The sequence below is a fragment of the Streptomyces sp. NPDC051243 genome, from assembly GCF_044455405.1.
Taxonomy (GTDB): Bacteria; Actinomycetota; Actinomycetes; order Streptomycetales; family Streptomycetaceae; genus Streptomyces.
Window position 1 is genome coordinate 139,639 of the sequence record NZ_JBITES010000008.1, and the last position, 22,513, is coordinate 162,151.

Annotated in this window: 17 protein-coding genes and 1 pseudogene; 6 read left to right on the forward strand and 12 right to left on the reverse strand. The window is 71.0% G+C overall.

Annotation, left to right across the window (positions count from 1 at the left end; genetic code table 11):
- Positions 1-274: 274 nt before the first annotated feature.
- Together ACIBAG_RS21405 and ACIBAG_RS21410 are read right to left on the reverse strand one after the other, a co-directional pair.
- Positions 275-491: pseudogene (locus ACIBAG_RS21405) on the reverse strand (type II toxin-antitoxin system VapB family antitoxin); the annotation flags it as partial.
- Between the two features lie 194 nt (positions 492-685).
- A complete protein-coding gene (locus ACIBAG_RS21410) occupies positions 686-1,741 on the reverse strand; it encodes a LacI family DNA-binding transcriptional regulator (RefSeq protein WP_399107091.1) in 1,056 nt (351 codons plus the stop codon).
- 367 nt (positions 1,742-2,108) lie between these two features.
- Here ACIBAG_RS21410 and ACIBAG_RS21415 point away from each other — a divergent pair, with 367 nt between their 5' ends.
- The 4 genes from ACIBAG_RS21415 to ACIBAG_RS21430 all read left to right on the forward strand — a co-directional run bounded on the left by ACIBAG_RS21415 (position 2,109) and on the right by ACIBAG_RS21430 (position 6,919).
- The gene (locus ACIBAG_RS21415) at positions 2,109-3,431 is read left to right on the forward strand and encodes an ABC transporter substrate-binding protein (protein WP_399107092.1); all 1,323 of its coding nucleotides are present in this window, start codon (positions 2,109-2,111) and stop codon (positions 3,429-3,431) included.
- The gene (locus ACIBAG_RS21420) at positions 3,428-4,456 is read left to right on the forward strand and encodes a carbohydrate ABC transporter permease (RefSeq protein WP_399107093.1); all 1,029 of its coding nucleotides are present in this window, start codon (positions 3,428-3,430) and stop codon (positions 4,454-4,456) included. The genes ACIBAG_RS21415 and ACIBAG_RS21420 overlap by 4 nt, the downstream gene beginning before the upstream one ends.
- Entirely contained in the window at positions 4,453-5,349 is an 897-nt protein-coding gene (locus tag ACIBAG_RS21425; RefSeq protein ID WP_399107094.1) for a carbohydrate ABC transporter permease, read from the forward strand. The genes ACIBAG_RS21420 and ACIBAG_RS21425 overlap by 4 nt, the downstream gene beginning before the upstream one ends.
- Positions 5,350-5,488: 139 nt before the next feature.
- Complete coding sequence (locus ACIBAG_RS21430) at positions 5,489-6,919, forward strand: GH1 family beta-glucosidase (protein WP_399107095.1); 1,431 nt, start codon at positions 5,489-5,491, stop codon at positions 6,917-6,919.
- Positions 6,920-6,990: 71 nt separating this feature from the next.
- Here ACIBAG_RS21430 and ACIBAG_RS21435 read toward each other — a convergent pair whose 3' ends face one another.
- From ACIBAG_RS21435 to ACIBAG_RS21465, 7 genes are all read right to left on the reverse strand, one after another.
- The gene (locus ACIBAG_RS21435) at positions 6,991-7,857 is read right to left on the reverse strand and encodes a hypothetical protein (RefSeq protein ID WP_399107096.1); all 867 of its coding nucleotides are present in this window, start codon (positions 7,855-7,857) and stop codon (positions 6,991-6,993) included.
- Positions 7,854-13,094, reverse strand: a complete 5,241-nt coding sequence (locus tag ACIBAG_RS21440; RefSeq protein ID WP_399107097.1) for a caspase family protein — start codon at positions 13,092-13,094, stop codon at positions 7,854-7,856. Before ACIBAG_RS21440 ends, ACIBAG_RS21435 begins: the two co-directional genes overlap by 4 nt.
- Before the next feature lie 102 nt (positions 13,095-13,196).
- A complete protein-coding gene (locus tag ACIBAG_RS21445) occupies positions 13,197-13,610 on the reverse strand; it encodes a DNA-binding protein (RefSeq protein WP_399107098.1) in 414 nt (137 codons plus the stop codon).
- Positions 13,592-13,876 carry a hypothetical protein gene (locus ACIBAG_RS21450; RefSeq protein WP_399107099.1) on the reverse strand — a complete coding sequence of 95 codons (285 nt, stop codon included), beginning with the start codon at positions 13,874-13,876 and terminating at the stop codon, positions 13,592-13,594. Before ACIBAG_RS21450 ends, ACIBAG_RS21445 begins: the two co-directional genes overlap by 19 nt.
- A 170-nt stretch (positions 13,877-14,046) precedes the next feature.
- A complete protein-coding gene (locus tag ACIBAG_RS21455) occupies positions 14,047-15,531 on the reverse strand; it encodes a cellulose binding domain-containing protein (protein ID WP_399107361.1) in 1,485 nt (494 codons plus the stop codon).
- Between the two features lie 116 nt (positions 15,532-15,647).
- The gene (locus ACIBAG_RS21460; RefSeq protein ID WP_399107100.1) at positions 15,648-17,051 is read right to left on the reverse strand and encodes a sensor histidine kinase; all 1,404 of its coding nucleotides are present in this window, start codon (positions 17,049-17,051) and stop codon (positions 15,648-15,650) included.
- Complete coding sequence (locus ACIBAG_RS21465; protein ID WP_399107101.1) at positions 17,048-17,803, reverse strand: response regulator transcription factor; 756 nt, start codon at positions 17,801-17,803, stop codon at positions 17,048-17,050. Before ACIBAG_RS21465 ends, ACIBAG_RS21460 begins: the two co-directional genes overlap by 4 nt.
- Positions 17,804-17,949: 146 nt before the next feature.
- Between ACIBAG_RS21465 and ACIBAG_RS21470 the strand changes: the two genes are divergently transcribed.
- Complete coding sequence (locus ACIBAG_RS21470; protein WP_399107102.1) at positions 17,950-18,480, forward strand: hypothetical protein; 531 nt, start codon at positions 17,950-17,952, stop codon at positions 18,478-18,480.
- Between the two features lie 76 nt (positions 18,481-18,556).
- Here ACIBAG_RS21470 and ACIBAG_RS21475 read toward each other — a convergent pair whose 3' ends face one another.
- A complete protein-coding gene (locus ACIBAG_RS21475) occupies positions 18,557-19,426 on the reverse strand; it encodes a spermidine synthase (RefSeq protein WP_399107103.1) in 870 nt (289 codons plus the stop codon).
- A gap of 46 nt (positions 19,427-19,472) precedes the next feature.
- On the reverse strand, positions 19,473-19,910 hold the full coding sequence (locus ACIBAG_RS21480; RefSeq protein ID WP_399107104.1) for a hypothetical protein: 438 nt from the start codon (positions 19,908-19,910) through the stop codon (positions 19,473-19,475).
- Positions 19,911-20,177: 267 nt separating this feature from the next.
- Here ACIBAG_RS21480 and ACIBAG_RS21485 point away from each other — a divergent pair, with 267 nt between their 5' ends.
- Positions 20,178-21,665, forward strand: a complete 1,488-nt coding sequence (locus ACIBAG_RS21485; protein WP_399107105.1) for a hypothetical protein — start codon at positions 20,178-20,180, stop codon at positions 21,663-21,665.
- A gap of 219 nt (positions 21,666-21,884) precedes the next feature.
- Here ACIBAG_RS21485 and ACIBAG_RS21490 read toward each other — a convergent pair whose 3' ends face one another.
- Positions 21,885-22,481 (reverse strand): histidine phosphatase family protein, encoded by a 597-nt coding sequence (locus ACIBAG_RS21490; RefSeq protein ID WP_399107106.1) that lies wholly within the window; start codon positions 22,479-22,481, stop codon positions 21,885-21,887.
- Between the last annotated feature and the right edge of the window lie 32 nt (positions 22,482-22,513).

The following is a 22,513-nucleotide window of genomic DNA, read 5'->3' on the forward strand; positions in this document are numbered from 1 at the left end:
CTCAACTCCCCGTCACCAGCCCCTGTTTGCGGCCGCCCATACGGCCATGGGCGGCCACGCCGAATCGCCCTGACGGCGATTCGGCTTCCCCTGCCTCGCTCCGCGGGAGCGGGCATTCACCCAGGCCCTGAAGGACCGGGCACCCTACCCGAATGCAAGGTGGAAGGCGCCCGCACAGATGTGCCCTTCTCAGGCGCTCAACGCCCCCAGGCGCGCGGAAGAGATGCCAGAGGGCCGAGGCGTCCAACAAGTACGTGATCACTCGAGAGCGGCCCCGGCGTGCCCGCTTGGCTGCTTCATGAGCCGCTGCCGCCGCGTCGAACTCCCCCGTGCGCCACGCGCTGCCAGAGCCTCGGCCGCCTCGAGCCGCTTGACACGTGCGACGTAGTCCTGCAGGGCAGCGTTCACCGTGTCCTTCTTCCTGGTGGCCCCATGAGACGCATGACCTCGGCCAGCGCCTCGTCGTCCAGATCGATCTGGGTCACGCTCATCCCGCCCACCTCAATGTCCGCGACGTACACAGAAAGTGTGTGTCACCGACATCCAGCGATCGGCCCCTAGGTCGTGTCCGCAAAGTCCCGTCGTCCGCCCGAAGGGCGGGCCCCGCGGCGTCTGGTGCGTGCGCCCGGTGCGGCGAGAGTGCGTGCCAGGCGTCGCGGGGCAGGCGGGACTTTGCGGACACGGCCTAGGACGATGCCCGCGACACCAGTTCCGTAGGCAGAACCACCTGCGACCTCTGCAGCCCCCGCGACACCGCCGGCCGGCGATCCGCGATCTCGGCGAGGAGGAGGTCCAGCATCCGGCGGCCCATCTCCTCGATGGGCTGGCGGACGCTGGTGAGGGGCGGTTCCATGTGGCGGGCGATGGCCGAGTCGTCGTAGCCGACGAGGGCGACGTCGTCGGGGATACGGCGGCCCGCCTCGCGCAGCGCCTGGCGGGCGCCCGCCGCCGTCACGTCGGACGCCGCGAAGACCGCGTCCAGGTCGGGGCAGCGCTCCAGCAGCGCCTCCATCGCTCTCGCGCCGCCCTCCTCCGTGAAGTCGCCCGGCTCGATCAGCCGCTCGTCCACCTCGTGCCCGGCGTCAAGCAGGGCGTCGCGGTAGCCGTCGACGCGGCGCTGGGCGCCGTAGACGTCGAGGCGGCCCGTGATGTGGGCGATGCGGGTGCGGCCGCGGGACAGCAGGTGCTCCACGGCCGAGCGCGCGCCGCCGTAGTTGTCGGAGTCCACCGAGGTCAGGGTCTCCGCGGCCGACCTCGGGCCGCTGATCACCGCCGGGATCTCCAGCTGGGACAGCAGGTCCGGCAGGGGGTCGTCGGCGTGGACCGAGACGAGCAGCACGCCGTCCACCCGGTGTGCCGCGAGGTACTGGGCGAGCCTGCGCCGCTCCCGGTCGCTGCCCGCGAAGATCAGCAGGAGCTGCATCTCCGTTTCCGCGAGCTCGGCGCCCACGCCCCTGAGCATGTCCGAGAAGTACGGCTCCGCGAAGAAGCGTGTCTCCGGCTCGGGGACGACCAGCGCGATCGCGTCCGTGCGGTTCGCCGCCAGGGCGCGGGCGGCCGTGTTGGGGACGTAGCCGAGCTCGGCCACCGCCGCTTCCACCGCCGCGCGGGTCGCGTCGCTGACCCGGGGCGAACCGTTGATCACCCGGGAGACGGTGCCGCGGCCGACGCCCGCACGGGCCGCCACCTCTTCGAGGGTGGGCCGACCGCCACTCCGGCCCCGCGCTCCGTGGCTTGCCATGGGCTCCGCCTTCCCGCCGTTGTCCTTGCGCCGGCCTGGAATTTAACAGTCCCGGAGGGGGGAGTGACCGCCACGTCCATCCCGGTGAACCCTTGCCGTCCGACCTCTCCGGGCCCTCGCACGTGCCCGAACGGGGCCAGTTAACGGCCCGATAACTGAACGCATCTCTCCGCGTCGACGCCCTTGACACCCCCGCCGCGACCGGCGAACCTTCAACACATCACTTGTGGGAGCGCTCCCACAGTACCTGACACATACACATCCCGCACGTTCCCCGCCCGAGCCGCAGCGATGCAAGATGACATTTCAACGGGCCCAACAATGCCGTTGGCCGGGGGGTCGGCACGTCAGGCAACAGGAGGACGCAATGCGCACGAGTACCCGCGGGTCCCGCAGGCTGGTGGCCCTCGCGGCCGCGGCCGCGCTGGCGACAGGGCTGCTCGCCGGCTGCGCCGAGGACTCGGACGACCCCTCGAACGAGGGCGGTGGCAACGGCGGCGGTGGCAAGACCACCCTCACCATCGGCACCTTCGGCACCTTCGGCTACAAGCAGGCCGGCCTCTACGACGAGTACATGAAGCTGCACCCCGACATCACCATCAAGGAGAACGTCACCACCCGGACCGACGTCTACTGGCCCAAGGTCCTCACCCGCCTCCAGGCCGGCTCCGGTGCCGACGACATCCAGGCGATCGAGGTCATGAACATCACCGAGGCCGTGCAGACGCAGGCCGACAAGTTCGTCGACCTCGGCAAGGAGGCCGACAAATCCCAGTGGCTGGACTGGAAGAACGCCCAGGCCACCACCCAGGACGGCAAGCTGATCGGGCTCGGCACCGACATCGGCCCGATGGCGATCTGCTACCGCAAGGACCTGTTCGAGAAGGCCGGACTGGAGACGGACCGCACCAAGCTCGCCGAGCAGTGGAAGGGCGACTGGAGCAAGTACGTCGACCTCGGCAAGCAGTACATGGAGAAGGCCCCGAAGGGCACCAAGTTCGTGGACTCCGCCTCCTCCGTCTACAACGCGGCCCTGGGCGGCGAGCCCGAGCGCTACTACAAGACGGACGGCACCGTCATCTGGGACAAGTCCGCGAGCGTCAAGAAGGCCTGGGACGTCGCCATGGACGTGGCGACCAGCGACATGTCGGCGAAGCTGAAGCAGTTCGACAAGCCGTGGGACCAGGGCTACGCCAACGGCACCTTCGCCACGGTGGCCTGCCCGGCCTGGATGATCGGCTACATCCTGGAGAAGTCCGGTGACGCCGGCAAGGGCAAGTGGGACGTGGCGGCGGCGCCGACGGCGGCCAACTGGGGCGGTTCGTTCCTGGGCGTGCCGACGTCGGGCAAGCACCAGAAGGAGGCCGTCGCCCTGGCGAAGTGGCTGACCGCGCCCGAGCAGCAGGCGAAGGTCTTCGCCAAGCAGGCCAGCTTCCCGTCGACCCCGTCGGCGTACTCGGCCCTGAAGCCGGCGGCCGCCACCACGGAGTACTTCTCCGACGCGCCGATCACGGAGATCTTCTCGGCCTCCGCCGAGACCATCCCGTCCCAGTACTTCGGCATCAAGGACCAGGCGATCAACACCGCGCTGACGGACATCGGCATCCTCCAGGTCGAGCAGAAGGGCAAGACCCCTGACGAGGGCTGGGACGCCGCCTCCGAGGAGATCAAGGACGTGCTCGGCCAGTGAGCAGTCCCAAGCAGGCCCTCGCGCATTCCGCGTCGAGCGCCGACGCCGCGCCCGGTGACCAGCCGGGCGCGGCCGGCCGCGCTCACGGTCGCGGTACGCCGCCTCCGGGGAGCAGTTCCTGGCGCAGCCGGCTGTACCGCTGGGACATGAAGGCGTCGCCGTACGCGTTCATCGCCCCCTTCTTCATCGTCTTCGGGGCGTTCTCGCTCGTCCCGCTGCTGTACACGGCCTGGTACTCGCTGCACAACGTGCAGTTGTCCGACCTCGACGGGCAGTCCTGGGCGGGGCTGAAGAACTACGAGAACCTGCTGTCCTCGGACTTCTTCTGGAACGCGCTGTGGAACACCTTCACCATCGGTGTGATCTCCACGGTCCCGCAGCTGCTGATGGCGATCGGCCTGGCGCACCTGCTGAACTACAAGCTGCGCGGCTCGACGATCTGGCGGGTCGTGATGCTCACCCCGTACGCCACCTCGGTGGCGGCGGCGACGCTGGTGTTCGTGCTGCTGTACTCCTACGACGGCGGCATGATCAACTGGCTGCTGGACTTCGTCGGGATCGACCCGGTCAACTGGCGTGAGTCCGACTGGGGTTCGCAGTTCGCGGTCTCGTCGATCGTGATCTGGCGCTGGACGGGCTACAACGCGCTGATCTACCTGGCGGCGATGCAGGCCATCCCGGCCGACCTCTACGAGTCGGCGGCGATCGACGGCGCGAACCGCTGGCAGCAGTTCATCCATGTGACGATCCCGCAGCTGCGGCCGACGATCCTGTTCACGGTGGTCGTCTCCACGATCGGCGCGACCCAGCTCTTCGGTGAGCCCCTGCTGTTCGGCGGGGTCAGCGGTTCGAAGGGCGGCTCGGACCACCAGTACCAGACGCTCGGCCTGTACATGTACGACCAGGGCTGGATCATCGGCAACCTCGGCAAGGCGTCCGCGATCGCCTGGTCGATGTTCCTGATCCTGCTGATCGTCGCCGCGATCAACCTGCTGATCACCCGACGGCTGAGGAAGTCCCAATGACCGCGAGCGAACTGACACTTCCGCAGACGGAGAAGAAGCCCCGGCGGGAACGCCCGCGGGTGATGGGCGCCGGCAAGCAGCTGCACGCCGGCCCGCTCACCTATGTCGTACTGAGCCTGTTCGCGCTGGTGTCGCTGGCCCCGCTGGTGTGGACGGCCATCGCGGCCTCGCGCACCGGCCAGCGCCTCGCCGAGACGCCGCCGCCGCTGTGGTTCGGCGGGAACCTGTTCAAGAACATGGAGCGGGCCTGGGAGGAGGCCGGACTCGGCACGGCGATGTTCAACACCACGATCGTCGCCGGCACGATCACCGTCAGCACGGTGCTGTTCTCCACCCTCGCCGGCTTCGCCTTCGCCAAACTGCGGTTCAGGTTCTCAGGCGTCCTGCTGCTGCTGACGATCGGCACCATGATGGTCCCGCCGCAGCTCGCCGTCGTACCGCTGTACCTGTGGATGAGCGACCTCGGCTGGTCCAACCAGCTGCAGACGGTCATCCTGCCGACGCTGGTGACCGCCTTCGGTACGTTCTTCATGCGGCAGTACCTGGTGCAGGCGCTGCCGACCGAGCTGATCGAGGCGGCGCGGGTGGACGGCGCGAGCAGTCTGCGGGTCGTCTGGCACGTGGTGTTCCCGGCCGCGCGGCCCGCGATGGCCGTACTCGGCCTGCTGACCTTCGTGTTCGCCTGGAACGACTTCCTGTGGCCGATCATCGCCCTGAACCAGGAGAACCCGACCGTGCAGGTCGCCCTCAACTCGCTCGGCACCGGCTATGTCCCCGACGAAGCGGTCATCATGGCGGGCGCCCTGCTCGGCACGCTGCCGCTGCTGATCGCCTTCCTGCTGTTCGGCAAGCAGATCGTGGGCGGCATCATGCAGGGCGCGATCAAGGGCTGACGCCCGGTCCCGTCCCTTCCTTCGTACGACCTCGGGGGCCGCGCCACCGCCGCCTCGGCCCCCGCTCTTCCCCTCCCCTCCGATCCGCCTTCCCCCCTCCTACCCGTCGGTCTCCACGACCTCCAATGGGAGCGCTTCCATGCCTGAGCCCATGTCCCCTGTGTCCTTTCCCCCCGCCTTCCTCTGGGGCGCGGCGACCTCCGCGTACCAGATCGAGGGAGCGGTGCGGGAGGGCGGCCGTACGCCGTCCATCTGGGACACCTTCAGCCACACCCCGGGCAAGACCGCCGGCGGCGAGCACGGTGACATCGCTGTCGACCACTACCACCGCTACCGCGAGGACGTCGCGCTGATGGCCGAGCTCGGCCTGAGCGCGTACCGCTTCTCGATCTCCTGGTCGCGCGTGCAGCCGACGGGCCGGGGCCCGGCGGTGCAGGTGGGCCTGGACTTCTACCGCCGTCTGGTGGACGAACTGCTGGCGCACGGCATCAAGCCCGCCGTCACGCTCTACCACTGGGACCTGCCCCAGGAACTGGAGGACGCGGGCGGCTGGCCGGAGCGCGACACGGCGTACCGGTTCGCCGAGTACGCGCAGATCGTCGGCGAGGCGCTCGGCGACCGTGTGGAGCAGTGGATCACGCTCAACGAGCCGTGGTGCAGCGCGTTCCTGGGCTACGGCTCGGGCGTGCACGCGCCGGGCCGCACCGAGCCCGCGGCCACGCTGCGGGCCGCCCACCATCTCAACCTCGCGCACGGCCTGGGCGCTTCGGCGCTGCGCTCGGTGATGCCGGCTCGCAACTCGGTGGCGCTCAGCCTCAACTCCGCAGTGGTACGGCCGCTGTCGCAGGACCCGGCGGACCTGGCGGCGGCCCGCAAGATCGACGACCTGGCCAACGGGGTCTTCCACGGCCCGATCCTGCACGGCGCCTATCCGGAGACGCTGTACGCGGCGACGGAGCAGCTGACGGACTGGTCGTACGTCCTGGACGGCGACCTGGCCGCGATCAACCAGCCGTTGGACGCGCTGGGATTGAACTACTACAGCCCGTCACTGGTCTCGGCGGCGGAGCCCGATGCCGGCGGCCCGAGGGCCGATGGCCACGGGGCAAGCGAGCACTCGCCGTGGCCGTCCGCGGACGACGTCGCCTTCCACCAGACGCCGGGCGACCGCACGGAGATGGGCTGGACAGTCGACCCGACCGGCCTGCACGAGCTGATCATGCGCTACACGCGGGAGGCGCCCGGCCTGCCGCTCTACATCACGGAGAACGGCGCGGCCTACGACGACAAGCCGGACCCCGAGGGCCGCGTCCACGACCCGGAGCGCATCGCCTATCTGCACGGCCACCTCCGCGAGGTCCGCCGCGCGATCGCCGACGGCGCCGATGTCCGGGGCTACTACCTGTGGTCCCTGCTGGACAACTTCGAGTGGGCGTACGGGTACGAGAAGCGGTTCGGGGCGGTGTACGTCGACTACTCGACGCTCGAGCGGACGCCCAAGTCGAGTGCGCGCTGGTACGGGAAGGCGGCTCGGACGGGGGCGTTGCCGGAGGTGGACGAGGAGTTCTAGGGAGTGAGGGGCGGGCCGGTGGACGGGGCGCGGCATGCGGAGGAGGCGTGCCGCGCCCCGGTGCGGGAGTGTCAGGGGCGGCCCGCGGCTCCGCGCAGCCCGTCTGTGATCGCCCGTCCCGTCGCCACGGCGGTGAGGTACGGCCGGACGTCATGTGCCTTGGCACCGTTGTGGACCAGGACGTCGCAGACCCGGTCTCCGAAGTGCGGGGCCAGTTCCTTGGCGAGAGCCACGACATCGCCCCGGTCCGCGATGTTGCTCCACCGGCTCACCGGGGCCGGCCACCGACCGCGTCCCTGTGCGGGTTTCGGCAGAAGCCGGTCGAAGACGAGGCGCGGTACCGCGAGCGGAGAGCCGAGGGTGACGAGTTTGAGGTCGGGCCAGTCCGGGCGGGCGCACAGCGTCTCGTACGCCACCACCGTTCCGAGCGAATGGGCCACGATCACTTCCGTGCTCTCGGTCACCGCGGAGGCGAATCGTTCCCTGATCCGCTCGCGCAGCTCCGGCTCGGTGAAGTAGCGGCGGACCTGGCGCACGCTGTAGATCATCAACCGTTCGCTCAGTCCGGCGAAGAAGGCGGAGTGGCTCAGCGCGTTGAGTGCCCGCTGCACGACGTCCGGGGTGCGCATGCGCGCGGCTGCCTCGGGTCCCGGAACCCGGTTCTCCGCACGCGCCGCCGTCTCCCACCACTGGAGAAGCAGGTCGCGTTCCAGGCCCTCCTCGACGTCACCGGCGTCGAGTTCGGGAATGCCGAGACCTCGATGCCCGGCGGGGCGGAACAGGTCGCCGTAGAACGCCATGGCCACTTCGCCCGGGTCGAGCCGGGGCCCGCCGGCCAGGGCGACGCCGTCGCACAGCGCGGGGTACCAGTCGGCGAGCAGGGTCTGGCCGCCCCTGAACTGCTGGGCGATGCCGTGGACGAGGACGACCCGAGTCACGACGCGTTCTCCCGTTCCCTGTCGGACTTCGTCAGATGGATGCCGAGCGCGACAGCGCCCATGTAGGTCGCCACGCAGACCCGGTCCCCGCCGACCGCGACATCCGCGACGCTGCTGCCGATGTCGAGCTCGGCCGACCAGGTGGCGGACTCCATGTCCCACACCCGTACGACTCCGTAGCCGTCGGCTGCGATCAGTGCCTGCGCGCCGTGGATGTCCGCCACCCGGAGGGCACGGACGGCCGACGGGAACGGCTCCAGGTCGACGCCTGCGTCGGTTCCGTCCTCCGGGTCCCAGAAGTGCAGTCGCCCGTCACCCGCGCCGCAGACCACGATGTCGCGGCCCAGGTGCGCGAAGTCCACGCTGTAGGCGCCACCGCCGTGGCCGCCCAGAGGTTCCGAGTACCGCTCGCCCGTGCGCAGGTTCCACAGCCGGACAGTTCCGTCCCCCGAAGCGCTGGCGAGGAGATCGACGTCTCCGATCCTGCCCGCTCGCAGGCCGAGCACCATGGCCGTGTGACCGGTCATGGGCGGACATGTCGGCGACTGGGTGCGCAGATCCCAGGCGTGCAGCACGTGGTCGGCGTCGGCGGTCACCACGACGGGCCTGTCGTCCAGGGCGTACACGCCCACCCGCATGGATGCGCCCGACCGTCGCCCCAGCCGTCGGCGGGGTTCCAGAGCCCACGCCTCGGCGTGCGTCCAGCCGCTGCGAACGACGACCGTCTCGCCCTCCACGTGACGACTGGCCGTGTCGTACACCGTGCCCATGGCCGATGCGATGTGGGCGGCTGTCTGCAGGCCGTCACCGAGTCCGTGGAATCGCACCGTCCCGTCGACGCTCGCCGTGACCACTGTCTCGCGGCCGGCGGCGGTGCGGACCACATCCACCGAGACCAAGGAGTGATCTGTACCGCACAGCGCTTCTCCGACGGGCTGCATGACGGTCAGGTCCCAGACCCGCACCTCGCGCGAGGTGGCGATGACGGCCACGGGAACGCCGTCCACCCTCCCCAACACCGGAGCCGGAGGGTCGTCCATGCCGCCCGGCCTGATCACGGCGTCCAGCGGAGGCCCCAAAGCGGTGCCGGTCTCCAGGTCCCAGACACGCGCCGTGTCGTCGAGTGCGGCGGACGCCACCAGGGTGATCGCGCCGACACGCGCCAGTGTCGCCGTCATGATGTAGTTCGTGTGGCCTGGGAGAGGGGCGCCGACGGCGGCCCGCGTTGCGATGTCGTGGACGTACAGGCCATTGCCCTCGCGGGTGGAGAGGACGACCGGACGGCTGTCGTGGAAGGCCACGCCCACGGCCCTCGCGGTCGGTGTCAGCTCCTCGATGTCGAAGTGCGCGGTGGGTCCGCTCGTCCGGCCCGAGCCACTGCCGTCCACCCGCCATACATAGGCGTGGTCGAGCGAGGTGGCGATGGCGATCTCCAGGTGCTGGGAGGTGGAGCGGATCGCCAAGTGGCGTACGGCGCCGATGTGGCCCGCCAGCGGCGGGACGATCTCAGCGCCGCCGCGGACGGACCAGATCCGGACCGTGCCGTCCTCTCCCCCGCTGACCACGACCGGCGCGTCCGCCAGCATGCCGAGTGCCACGCAGCGAACGAGGTTGGTGTGCCCCCTCAGCGGCGGTCCCAGAGCTTCGCCCCGCCGTGCGTTCCAGAGCCGTACGGTGCTGTCGGCGCCTCCGGTGACGGCCAGCAGACGCCCCCCGATCTCGCCCATGGCCACGGCTCGCACCTGTCCGCGATGGCCCTCCATGGGTGGGCCGGCCTGCTGACGGGTGCGCAGGTCCCACAGTCGGGCCGACCCGTCGGTCCCGCCTGTGACTGCCAGGGGACGTCCCCGTACGTCACGGAAAGCCACCGAGAGCACCTGGCCGGTGTGGCCGTCCACCGGCTGGTCGCTCGACAGGTCCCAGATGCGCGCGGTGCGGTCGTCGCCGACCGTGACCGCCAGCGACGCGTCCCCTCGATCGGTGAGCGCGGCCGCGGTGATGTCGTACACATGCCCGCGCAACGGAGGGCCGAGCTGACGAAGCGTCTGCAGGTCCCACAGTCGGGCGTCGTGCGCCCCGGCGGTCAGGGCCACGGGACGGCCGTGGAAGTCACCGGTCACGGCCGAGGCGACTCCGCTGCGCGCGAAGTAGCGATGAGCCGCGACCTGTTCGCCGATCTGGCGGCGTTCGGCCACGTCCCAGAGGCTGAGCATGCCGGCCTTGTCGCCGACCAGCGCGACCGTGCGGCCGTCCAAGCGGCCCAGGCAGACGGCCGTGACCGCCTCTGCCGGGCCGAGCAACGGGCTGCCGTCGATGCGGGGGTCGCCGCCGGTGGGCAGGTCGCTCAGGTCCCAGACGTAGACCGCCTTGTCCTCGCCACCGGTGACCGCGATCGGACGACCGTGGAGTTCGCCCAGTGCGGCGTCGCGCACAGTGCGCTTGTGTACCGCCAGGTCGCAGCCGAGTTGCCTCCTGTCGACCAGGTCCCAGATGCGGGCGGTGCCGTCCTGGCTGGCCGTCAGGACGACGGGGCGGCCGTCGAGGTCACCGATCCGCATGGCTTCGATCCGGTTGGTGTGCCCCCGCAGTGGCTGCCCGTATTCCTGGCCGGCCGAGAGGTCCCAGACCCGCACCGTGCCGTCGACGCCACCGGTCAGCGCGACCGTGTAGTCCTCCATGTCCCCGATGGCGATCGCGCTCACGGCGATGCCGACCGGGAGCGGTTCGCCGATCTGGCGCTGCGTGGTGAGGTCCCAGATCCGCGCGGTTCTGTCCAGACCGCCGGTCACCGCGATGGGCCGCCCGTCGAGGTCGCCGACGGCCACACAGGTGACGCCCTTCGTGTGCCCGCTGAGCAGCCGGTGCGCACCGCTCGCCGACCACCAGGCCCACCGTGCGGTCCAGGGCAGCTCCACACCGAGCCGACCGATGCGGTCCGCGAGTTCGTCGGCCTCGCAGCGGCGCGCCGAGAGCTGCAGATCGGCCGCCCTGGCGCCGAGCGAGCGGTCGGCCGTCAGCCGATGCGCCACCTGCTCATAGGTGGTTCGCACTCGCCTGGCGCGTTCACCCTCGATGGAGGCGAGCGCGCGTAACAGGCTGAGCGGTTCACTGGCCAAAAGGAACCCCGGGTCGTCGACGAGATCGACGAGAACGCCCGCCGCATCGGCGTGCGTCGCCAGGTGACGGCGGACATACGGTGGCGCAGCGAACCAGTCGGGCCGATCGCCGCCGGGCACCCGGGGAACGACGCCCACGAGGGCATCGACGACGGTTCCCTGGATCTCTGCGGCCGGTCGGCCGAACGTGGCCCGCAGATGTTCCGCCAACGCCTTGTGGTAGAGCCGGTACACCGAGCGCCGGTCGTCGTCGATGACCTCGGCGACATAGGCCCCGGCGACGTCCAGAAGCCAGGAGACGTCCTGTTCCGTGCACTGCGTGCCGGAGAACACGGAGCTGAGCGTCGTCCACACATGGCCCCGGGGAAGACCCTTGCCCTCGGAGAAGGCGAGGGGGAGCAGCATGCGGCGCACCCGCGGCTCGTCGGGACCGAACCTGGCCAGGTAGTCGTCGAACGCCTCGCCCACCTCGCTGGGCAGCGCCCGCTCCCACCCGGCGCGGGACACGTCCACGACGGAGCAGTCGGATCTCAGGGTTCGGGCCGTCGTCCTGGCGTAGAGGTAGACACCGTCGGCCCGGGCGGCCACTCCCTTGGCCACGGTTTCGGCGAGGTGCGGGAAACCCCGGTACGGGGTGCGGACCTCCGGCTCTTCGGACGCCAGCAGCACCTTGGTGACGTATCCGGTGACGTCCGCCTCGTCGGCGCAGTAGGCGGGGAGGTCGAGATCGAGGCAGGTGAACGTGGGACCCAGGGGTGCCACCAGTTCACGGCGGGTGCCGACCAGCAGGCGCACCCCGTGGATCTCCGACATCGGGCGCAGCAGTTCGCGGGTGATGCGGCGCGGCTCCCCGTGCCCGCCGGCGTCGGCGGCGGTGTCCGATCCCGCCTCGTCGACGGCGTCGACGACGATGACGACCGGTGCTCCCCGGCGGCCCCGACGGGTCAGTTCCTGGAGCAGGGCCGCCGTGCCGTCCACTTCGACGTCGAGGAAGGCCGCGATCCGTTCGACGACCTCCTCCAGCCGTTTGTGACGCGCGTGCACGGCGGCTGTGACACAGCCTTCGGGGATCACGGTGGCGGGATCGACGTCCGACAGCTCGAATCGCGCACGGTACTGGGCGTCCGACAGGGCGACGATCCTGCCCAGCACCGCCGACTTGCCGCAGCCGGGGCTTCCGGTGACGACCCGTCCCCTGCTGTCGCCGTCCTCGGCGGTGAGCCACTGAACGAGTTCGGTCAGTACCCGCACCCGTCCGCTGAAGTAGAGCCCTTGCTCGGACTCGAACTCCACGCCTCGGGAACGGGGGCCGAAGTGCTCGATCAGATCCCGGGCGGCCACCCGGCGCTGTACTTCGAGGTCGGTACCGACGGGCGGCAGTTCCTCGCGGAAACCGGGATTGGGCAGGAAGGGGGCCAGGCCGGTGACCAGGCTGCCGGCGAGTTCGGCGCGTTGGCCCCGGCCCTCCCCGTCGAAGCACTCGTTGACCGCCTTGACGAGCTCCGTCAGGTCCAGGTACTGCTGCCGCTGCCCGGTACGGCCAGTCGTGATCTCCACGGATGTGCGCAGGGCACTCGTGAAAGCGCCGTCCTCGGCTATGTCCTTGCGGCGGGCGGAGGCCAGGAACCACAGTCCGCTGGACGCTCCTGTCCCCCCGTACCGGTAGGCGATCGACTGCAGGGCTACCCCGGCCGCTTCCGCGCTTCCCGCACCGGCCGCGCATGTGTCGAGGATGAGAAGAAGGTGCCGCAGATCCCCCCGGCACAGGATCCGCACCAGGTCCTCGGTCGCGAGGGCGGTGGTGGCCGGATCATCCTCCTGGGAGTCCCAGCAGAGGAGGTAGTGCCGGTCGCGGTCCTGCACGAGCCCGTGCCCCGCGAAGTACACGACCACCACGTCGTCTTGGGTCAGCGAGGTGTCCGCCGACCAGTGACGCAGCTTCTGCCGTATCTGTTCCGCCCCGTCGTACTCCCCGAGTCCCGGCAGCACCCCCTGGTACCCGAAGCCCTCGAAGAGTTCGGTCATCGAGGAGACGTCCATGGGAACGTGGCGCAGTTGTTCTTCGTCCGGGAGATGGCAGTACCGGCCACTGCCCAACGCTATGAAGAATCGCCGCTCCACGCTCAGCCCCACCTCGCCGCCCGACAGGCTTACGAACGAACGGTACGAAATGATCGCCGTCCATGTCGGGACTGGCAATGATGTGCCCCTCGCATGCGCCGACTACACCGCGACGAGCCGCACCTTCTCGCCGCACAATTTGGTCATGTCGTCGACATCCGAGGTCAGCATGACCACAGGACGACGTTGCCGCAGCGCCATCTCGGCCACGGCGGCATCGATCGCGTATTCGTGACCATGCAGTCCGGCATTGATCAGCATGGTCGAGGCGGACTTCGCTTCCTCATCACCGACCGGCGCGATCCGAAGGCCGGACAACACCCATGCCAGTCGCTTGCTGTCGGTCTTGCGGTGGACCGCCTCGATGAGAGCAAGCGCGCTGATGACCACTTCCATGCCCCGCTTGCGCGCCTCGGCGATCAGGGCGACGACCGGCTCGTGATCGCCGACGAACTTGGACAGTCCCTCACAGTCGAGGACCAGCGTGCCCTCGTGACTCAGCTTGCGGCGGGCCACTGGCCCTCCTCGGCGAAGACCTCGTCGAAGACCTGACGCGCTCGCTGCTGCTCCTCCTCGGAGATCGGCCCCTTGCGACGTTCGTAGTCCGCCAGGTACTCGTCCAGGATCTGGCCGCGCAGCTCTCGCTCCACCGCCTCGGTGATGAACGCGGAGAACTCACGCTTGCCGACCCGCCGGCGGATCGCCTCGGCCGTCCCCTCAGGGAGGGAGAGGCTGACTCTGGTGGCAGGCCCCTCGCCGACGCCGTACGGAGTCTCATCCATGCACAGGGATTATCAAACGAGTAGGAAAGGGCGAGCAGGAAAGGCGGGCCCGGTTGTACGCGTGCCCCGGCCGGATGGGGGGAAGACCGGCCGGGGCACGCCCCCCGTGGTTCGAGAGGTGACCTGCACCAGGTGACCTGCACCAGTTGATCTGCGCCAGTGGACCTGCGTCAGTTGTAGGCCGCGAACGCCTTCGTGAACGCGAACTTCTCCTGGAGGATCGAGCTGCAGGTCGCGTCGGCCGCCGGCTTCTCGCCGCCCGGGCACTGCTTGTCGCGGGTCGCCGACCACATCGACAGCCAGCCGAGGCCCTTGGACTTGGCGAAGTTCACCAGCTGGGTGGCATCGTCGACCTTGAAGATCTCGGTGGTGACGTCGTTGACGCCGATCATCGGGGTGACGGCGACCGTCTTCCAGGCTGCGCTGTCGGTCAGGCCGAGCACGCTCTTGACCTGGGCCTGGGTGGCGGTGGCCGCCTGTTCGGCGTAGGTGCCCATGTCGCCGCTGTACGCGGGGCCGTAGTCCATCGCCATGATGTTGACGGTGTCGATCCGCACGCCGTTGCGCTTGGCGTCGGCGAGGAGGTCGACGCCCGGCTGGGTCAGGCCCTCGGGCATGACGGGGAGGGTGAAGGAGACGTCCAGGCCGGGGTGTTGCCGCTGGAGCTCGGCTATCGCCTGGGCGCGGCGGGTGTTGGCCGCCTTGTCCGGCAGCGCGCCGCCCTCGACGTCGAAGTCGACCTTGGTCAGCTTGTACGCGTCCACGACCTTGCCGTAGGCCGCCGCGAGCGCGTCCGCCGAGGAGCAGGTCGTCGCCAGCTCGCTGCCCGCCGCGCCGCCGAAGGAGACACGGACGTCGCCGCCCTTGGCGCGCAGGTCACCGATCTGCGCGGCCACCGCGTCACTGCCGAGGTCCGTGACACCGCCCCACTTCGGGGTGCAGCCGCCGCCGTCCGTGACGAAGGCGAGGTTGTAGTCCTTCACGCCGGTCGCCTGCGCGGACGCCGACAGGTCGAACGCCGGGTAGAGGGAGGTGTCGATGTACGGGGCGAAGCCGGCGGTGGCGCCCGTTCCGGTGCCGGGACTCTCCGAGGGCTTGGCGGTGGAGGTCGGGCTCTGCGTCGGGGGCGCGGTCTCGGTGGGGGTCGCGGACTGCGTGGGGGTGGCCGTCGGGTTCGGCGTCATGGGCTGTGTGGACGTCGGGCGACCGCTCGGCTCCGGCGTCGCGCCGTCGTCCGTCGAGCACTTCGCGCCGTCGATCAGACAACCGGTCGGCGCGCCCGTGCCGTTGACCACGAAACCGACCGTCACCGACTCACCGGCCGCCAGGCCGTCCGTGTCCCACTTCGGCGGCGTCACGGTGACGTGCTGCCCGCGCACGCTCGACTCCGCGTTCCACAGGGAACTGAGCTTCGAGCCCGTCGGCAGGTCGAACTCGAGGGTCCAGGCCTTCTCCGCCCGACCGCTGGTGTTCGTGACGACGTACTGCGCGGTGTAACCCGTCGACCAGTCACTGGTCTTGGTGTACGCCGCCCCGACTCCGGCCGCCTGGGCGGTACCGGTGAACAGGACCGCGCCGCCGCCGACCACGGCCGCGGCGACCAGGCCGCCTATCGCCTTGTTCCTGCCACTGACCTTGCGCCGGTGGGTCGTCATCACGTGCCTGCCTCACTGTTCACGGGGTTCGCGGGGGTGGGTGCGGCAGCACGCTAGCGATTCGGAATCGGGCAAAGTGCCTGATCCGGACGGGGGTTGGCGACCTTAGGGCGCGCTTAAGGAAGGGATCGGGGCCGGTTAAAGGTCGAGACCAATCTGCCGGGCCGGCGGCGTCGCACCGACCCCCGGTGCCCCCTGCGCACCGGCGCCCTGCCGTCCAGCTGGATCCAGATCCGCACCTCGGCCCCGCCCAGCACCGACGACCCGATCCGCACGTCCCCGCCCGTCGACTCCGCGAGCCGCCGCACGATGTCCAGCCCGAGCCCGGTCGACCCGGCACTGCCCGAGCCCCGCCCGCGCGCCATCGCCGCCTCGGGGTCGGCTATGCCGGGCCCCGCGTCCGAGACGAGCACGATCACCGCGTCCTCGCCGTTGTGCACGTCGACCGCGAACGCCGTGCCCTCGGCCGTGTGCCGGAAGACATTGCCGAGCAGGGCGTCCAGCGCCGCCGCCAGATCCGCCCGGGCCACGGGTATGCGCACCGGCCGGTCCACCCCGGCCACCCGCACCTTGCGGCCCTCGTCCTCCGCGAGCGCCGACCAGAACGCCATGCGCTCGCGCACCACCTCGGCCGCGTCGCACCCGGCACCCGGACCGGCGGCCACCGTCTGCGGCTTGGCCTCCCGTGCGGTGCGGATGATGGTGTCGACCTCCCGCTCCAGCTGGGCGACCGCCGCCCGGGTCTGCTCGGCGGCCGGACCGTCCCCGAGCGAGGCGGCGTTCAGCCGCAGCACGGTCAGCGGAGTGCGCAGCCGGTGGGACAGGTCTGCCGCCAACTCGCGCTCGTTCGCGAGGAGTTGCACGACCTGGTCGGCCATCGAGTTGAACGCGACCGCCGCCAGCCGCAGTTCCTTCGGCCCGTCCTCGGGCACCCGGGCGCCCAGCTTGCCCTCCCCCAGCTCGTGCGCGCCCTCGACCAGGCGCTGCGCCGGCCGCACCATCCGCACGCCGAGCCGGTCCGCGACCGCCACCGACCCGACGACCAGCGCCAGGCCGACGCCGGCGAGCACCGCCCAGGCCGTGGTGAGGCCGTTGGTGACCTCCGCCTCGGGGACGTACACCTCGACGACGGCGATCTCGCCCGAGCTCAGCGCGACCGGCTGGAGCAGCGTGGACCCGCCGGGTACCTCGGTGGTCGAGGCGCGGCCCAGCCGTCGTACGGTCGCGATGTCGCCGTCGGCGGCGCGCTGCCGGCCGAGGTCGACGGCGGCCGTGTCACCGGACGCCGGTATGTGCACGGCCATGCCCGCGTCCGACCCGGCCGAGGCGACGACCCGCTCCAGCTGGTCCCGGTCGGTGGTGATGGACAGCGCGGGTGCGACGGCCGCGGCCTCCCGCTCGGCGTTGGAGAAGGCGCGGTCGCGGGCCATCTCCCGGATGACGAGCCCGAGCGGGACGGCGAAGGCGACCACGACCATGGTGGTGACCGCCAGGCAGACCTTGACCAGTGCCCATCTCATCGCGGCGGCTCCGATCCGGGACGAGGCCCGGGGCCGGCCGCGGGATCGGTTCCGTAGGCCTGCGCGGCCGGCGGCTCCAGCTTCACGCCGACACCCCGCAGGGTGTGCAGATAGCGGGGGTTGGCGGCCGTCTCGCCCAGTTTCCGTCGCAGCCAGGACAGATGGACGTCGATGGTCTGGTCGTCGCCGTACGACTGCTGCCACACCTCGGCGAGCAGTTCCTTGCGGGGTACGACGACCCCGGGCCGTCCGGCCAGGAAGGCGAGCAGGTCGAACTCGCGGCGGGTGAGGTCCAGGCGTACACCGTCCAACTCGGCCTGGCGGCGCAGCGGGTCGACGGTCAGGCCGCCGACGCGGAGAACGCTGGACGGGGCGGCCTCCGCGCTGCCCGACCGGGCCCGGCGCAGGACGGCGGCCATCCGGGCCGACAGGTGCTCGACGGAGAACGGCTTGGTCAGGTAGTCGTCCGCCCCCGCGTTCAGCAGCCGGACGATCTCCGCCTCGTCGTCCCGGGCCGTCGCGATGATCACTGGCACGTCCGTGATGCCGCGCAGCATCTTCAGGGCCTCGGAGCCGTCCAGATCGGGCAGACCGAGGTCCAGGATCACCACGTCGAAGCGGAAATGGGCGACCTCGCGCAGCGCCTCCAGTGCCGTCCCGACGCTGCGCACCGTGTGGGCGGCGTCGGTCAGGTGCCGGATGAGCGCCGAGCGTACGAACTGGTCGTCCTCGACCACGAGCACACTTGCCATGCGCCGCACCGTACGCCATGCCGACAGGGCGGGTCGGAGCCTGTGGACAACTCGTCCGCTGTGGACAACTCCGTCTCCGTGGGCAACTTCACCCCTGTGGACAGCCGCGCGACACGTCCGGGACGCGTGAGGCAGTATGGCCCGCGATGCGCAGAGGACTCGTACACGTACTGGCTTGGTCGCTCGCCACGGGCGCGGCGGTCACGCTGTCGTGGTGGGGTGTCCACACGGTGATGGCGGGCACGGTGTACGACCGCCCGCGCGCCCTGCCCATCACGGCGGCCGACGCGACGACGCAGGAGTCGAAGCCGCTGGCGTCGTCGACGAACCGGCCGACACCGTCGAAGAGCCCTTCGAACTCCCCGGCCCCCTCCCCGAAACCGACCGGGACGCCCCGTACGCCCACCCCCTCGAAGGCGCCTCCGCAGCGAACCAGCCCCACGCCCGCCACGTCCGGCCAGGTCAAGAGCTACGACACCGACGGTGGCCGCGTGGTCTTCGACATCGGCGAGAGCTCCGCGAGCCTCGTCTCGGCCACTCCCGGCTCGGGCTGGTCGATGCAGGTGTGGAAGACGGAGACGTGGATCCGGGTGGAGTTCGGCGCGGGCGCGGACCGGGTGTCGGTGTTCTGCACGTGGCACGACGGACCGCCGCGGGTGGAGATCGGGAACTACTGAGTCAGCGGCGCGACAGCCGGCCTGTAGCGCTCACCGGAACACGGACGTCGCGCTCACCGGAACACGGACGTCGCGCTCACCGGAACACGGACGGGGGCGGCGCCGGAGAGGCCACCGCCGCGAGGTCGGTCACGGGTAGGGCCCCGCCGGTGAAGTCGCTGAGCGCCTTGCCGTGCTCTACGCGGCCGGGGTGCGGGTCGGAGGCGGCGCGGCGGGTCAGTTCGGCGACCGGGAGCGGCTGGTCGGCGGCGACGAGAACGGCGTTGCCGAAGCGTTTGCCGCGCAGCACGGTCGGGTCGGCGACCAGTGCCAGTTCGGCGAACCGGGCGGCGGCGGTGGCGATCTGACCGCGCAGGTGCGCGAGCGGCGGGCCGTCGGCGAGGTTGGCGGTGTAGACGCCGCCGGGCCGCAGGGCCCTGCGTACGTCGTCGAGGAACTCCGTCGAGGTCAGATGGGCGGGCGTCCGGGCCCCGCTGAACACGTCGGCGATGACGAGGTCGGCCCACGCGTCGGGCACCTTGGCGAGTCCGTCCCGGGCGTCCACCGACCGCACCCGGATCCGGGCGTTGGGATCCAACGGCAGCTCCCGCCTGACCAGTTGGACGAGGGTGGCGTCCCGTTCGACGACCTGCTGCGTGGAGCGCGGGCGGGTGGCGGCGACGTACCGGGCGAGCGTGAACGCGCCACCGCCGAGGTGCACGACGTGGACGGGCTTGCCCTGCGGGGCGACGAGGTCGATGACATGCCCCAGGCGCCGCTGGTACTCGAAGGAGAGGTACGCCGGGTCGTCCAGATCGACGTGTGACTGCGGAGCCCCGTCGATGAGCAGCGTCCAGGCGCGGGCACGGTCCCGGTCGGGGATCAGCTCGGCGAGCCCGCCGTCGACGCGTTCGACGACCGCTTCGGCCGCGGCCGGTCGGCGCCGGGCATTCCTGGACTTCCCCATTGGGTCATTGTCGCAGGTGGGAGGCGCCGCCGCCCGGGCAGCCGGGTCACCGGCAGTTGTCGGCCGCCTCGATCAGCCGCGCCGCCTCTCCCAGCGCCGCCCGCAACGCCGCGGGATCGGTCGCCAGGTCCGCCTCGCCGGGCGGCAGCAGCCAGTCGGAGCCCTCGACCGGCGGCTCCGGGTCCAGGTCGAGGCTCAACCCCCGGCCGTCGGTCTCCGTGCAGGTGCTGCCCGGCACGTCCCAGGCGGCCGCCGTGCCCGGCGGGACCACGAAGCCGAGCGTGTCGCCACCGTCGTCGTGCAGCACGGGGCCCACCCCGTCCCCGGCCCCGCGCCGCAGGATGTCGACCGCCTCCAGCCCCTGGCGCGCCGGAACGGTGACCACGTCGCAGCCCGACCCCGGCGGCTCGCTGCACTCCACGGTCGGCGCGTGCGCCGCCGTGGTCGACGGCGTACGAGGAACGATGCTCTGGCTGGTCTCCATCCCGACCTCCACCACGGAACCCCTTTTGCAGTCCGAAGAGTTCAACGCGGGGCACCGTCAACGGCTACGGCGGAAGTCCGCCGCAAAGGATGGCAGTTCATGGCAGATCCCGTATGAGATATCCGGTTTGTAGCCAAACCCAGCGTGGCGAGTCCGACACAGCAGGTACGTTCTTGCCCGCCGGAGACAAGGGCACCAGACGGATTATTCGGTTCAACTCGTCCTCGTCCCGGCATGGTTCGACGGTTCGCACGAGAGGACCCGGCCATGGCGTCGTCAGAGCTGACCTCGTCCCAGCCCCCCAGGCCACCACGGCCGAATCTCGCGTTCCGGCAGTTGCGCGGACAGCGCTCGCCGGCCGAGTTCGCCGCCGCGGTGCGACGGGCCGCCCGCGAGATCGGCGAGCGGGTCAGCTGTGACGCGCGTTACGTCGGACGGGTCGAGGCCGGCGAGATCCGCTGCCCCAACTACGCGTACGAACGGGTGTTCCTGCACATGTTCCCCGGCCGCACACTCACCGACCTCGGCTTCGCGCCCCGCTCGTCCGTACGCGGACGCCGGGCGTGCGTGGACGAGGACGCGCTCCCCGTGCACACCACGATCCCGGTGCACGCGCCGAGTGAGACATGGGGAGCCCACGAGCCGTATGACCCGCTGAACCCTCAGGACCCGTACGACCCCCACGACCCGTACGGCACACAGCAGAACCACCAGAACCACGAGATCCACGAGGAGAGCGACGTGCTGCGTCGCGCATTCATGACCGGCGGCGGTGCCACGGTGGCCGCCGCCTCACTGAGCCCGCTGGGGCTCGCCATCGACGCCGCCGCCGCGGAGCGTCCCGTCCGACGTGTCGGGGGACGCGAGGCGGACGCGCTCGAGGAAGCCGTACGCCGTATCCGGCTGCTCGACGACCGGCACGGCGCCGACGGCCTCTACCGGCGCGCGGCCGCCCCGCTGCGGGCCGCCTACGAGCTGCTCGACGCCGGTACGACCCGGCAGGCGGTCGGCGACCGGCTCCACTCGGGCGCGGGTGAACTGGCCATCTCGGTGGGGTGGCTGGCGCACGACTCGGGGCGGTTCGACGACGCGCGCTCGCACTACGCGGAGGCGCTGGCGACGGCCCGGATGGCCGGCGACCCGGCCCTCGAGGCGCACGCCTTCTGCAATACGTCCTTCCTGGCAAGGGACGCGGGCCGGCCCCGTGAGGCGGTGCGGGCGGCGCAGGCCGCGCAACGCGTCGCGCGCCCGCTGGGCTCCTCCCGTCTGATGTCCCTGCTCGCGCTGCGCGAGGCGGGCGGCTGGGCGGGGCTCGCCGACCGCACCGGGTGCGAGCAGTCCCTCGCCCGCGCGCAGGCCCTCTTCGAGCGGGGCCGCTCGGACTCCGACCCCGAGTGGATGAGCTTCTACGGCGAGGCGGAGCTGGAGGTCCTGGAGGCGCAGTGCTGGTCGACGCTGGGCAACTGGCGGCGCGCGGCGCGGCATGCCGGGCGGGCGGCGCAGCTGCAGGATCCGCACTTCACGCGCAACATCGCGCTGTACACGGCGGAGCTGGCGGACGATCTGGCCCGGGGTGGGCGCCCCGACGAGGCGGCGGCCGCCGGGATGCGGGTGCTGGATCTGCTGGATCAGGTGCAGTCGTCGCGGGTGCAGACGATGTTGGCGGGGACCGCGCGGGTGTTGCTGCCGCATCGGCGGGCGAGCGGGGTGTCGGCGTTCTTGGAGCGGCATGCTTCTGTGCCGCGGACTGTGTGAGCGGCGTGAGCGGTACGGCGTGAGAAGGCCCGGCGTTGGTGCTGGGCCGGGGGGGTGCGCAGCCCGGCGCGACGGGGTGCCTCCCCCAGGCTCTTCGAGCAGCCCGAGTCTTCGAGCAGGAGGTGCCCCAGCGCCCACCCGTGCCGCTCATGGGGGTGCCTCCCAGGATTTGGGCACTGGGGGAGGCACGACTGCCCGCAGGCTGGGCCGATGTGCGGGCTAACCGGCCAAGTGCCCCAAGTCGTTCCAGCTCTCGATCGCCGGTTCCCCGTAAGCCCACCCCAGCACCGACAGCGACGTCGGGTTCAGGCGGATCCGGGCCGCGAAATCGAGCGGCATCCCCAACCACCGCGCGCCTATGGACCGGAGTATGTGCCCGTGCGCGAACACCAGCACATCCCGGTCCTCCTCGCGCGCCCACGCCACCACCTCGTCGGCCCGGTCGGTCACCTCGTTCAGGGTCTCGCCCTCGGGCACGCCGTCGCGCCAGATGAGCCAGCCGGGCCGGACGGCCTGGATGTCCGCGGGGGTCATGCCCTCGTACGCGCCGTAGTCCCACTCCATGAGCGTGTCCCAGGCACGCGCGCGTTCCCCGAAGCCGGCGAGTTCGCACGTCTCACGCGCGCGTGCGAGAGGGCTGGTGCGGACCTCGACGCCCGCCAGCCCGTCGTACGGCGCCCTGTGCAGACGTTCGCCGAGGAGCTTCGCGCCCCTGCGGCCCTCCTCGAGGAGCGGCACATCGGTCCTGCCCGTGTGCTTGCCGGACAGTGACCATGCGGTCTGTCCGTGCCGGGCCAGCAGGATGCGCGGTGCCATGCGGGGGGCCTTCCGGGAGAAATGAGAGGCGG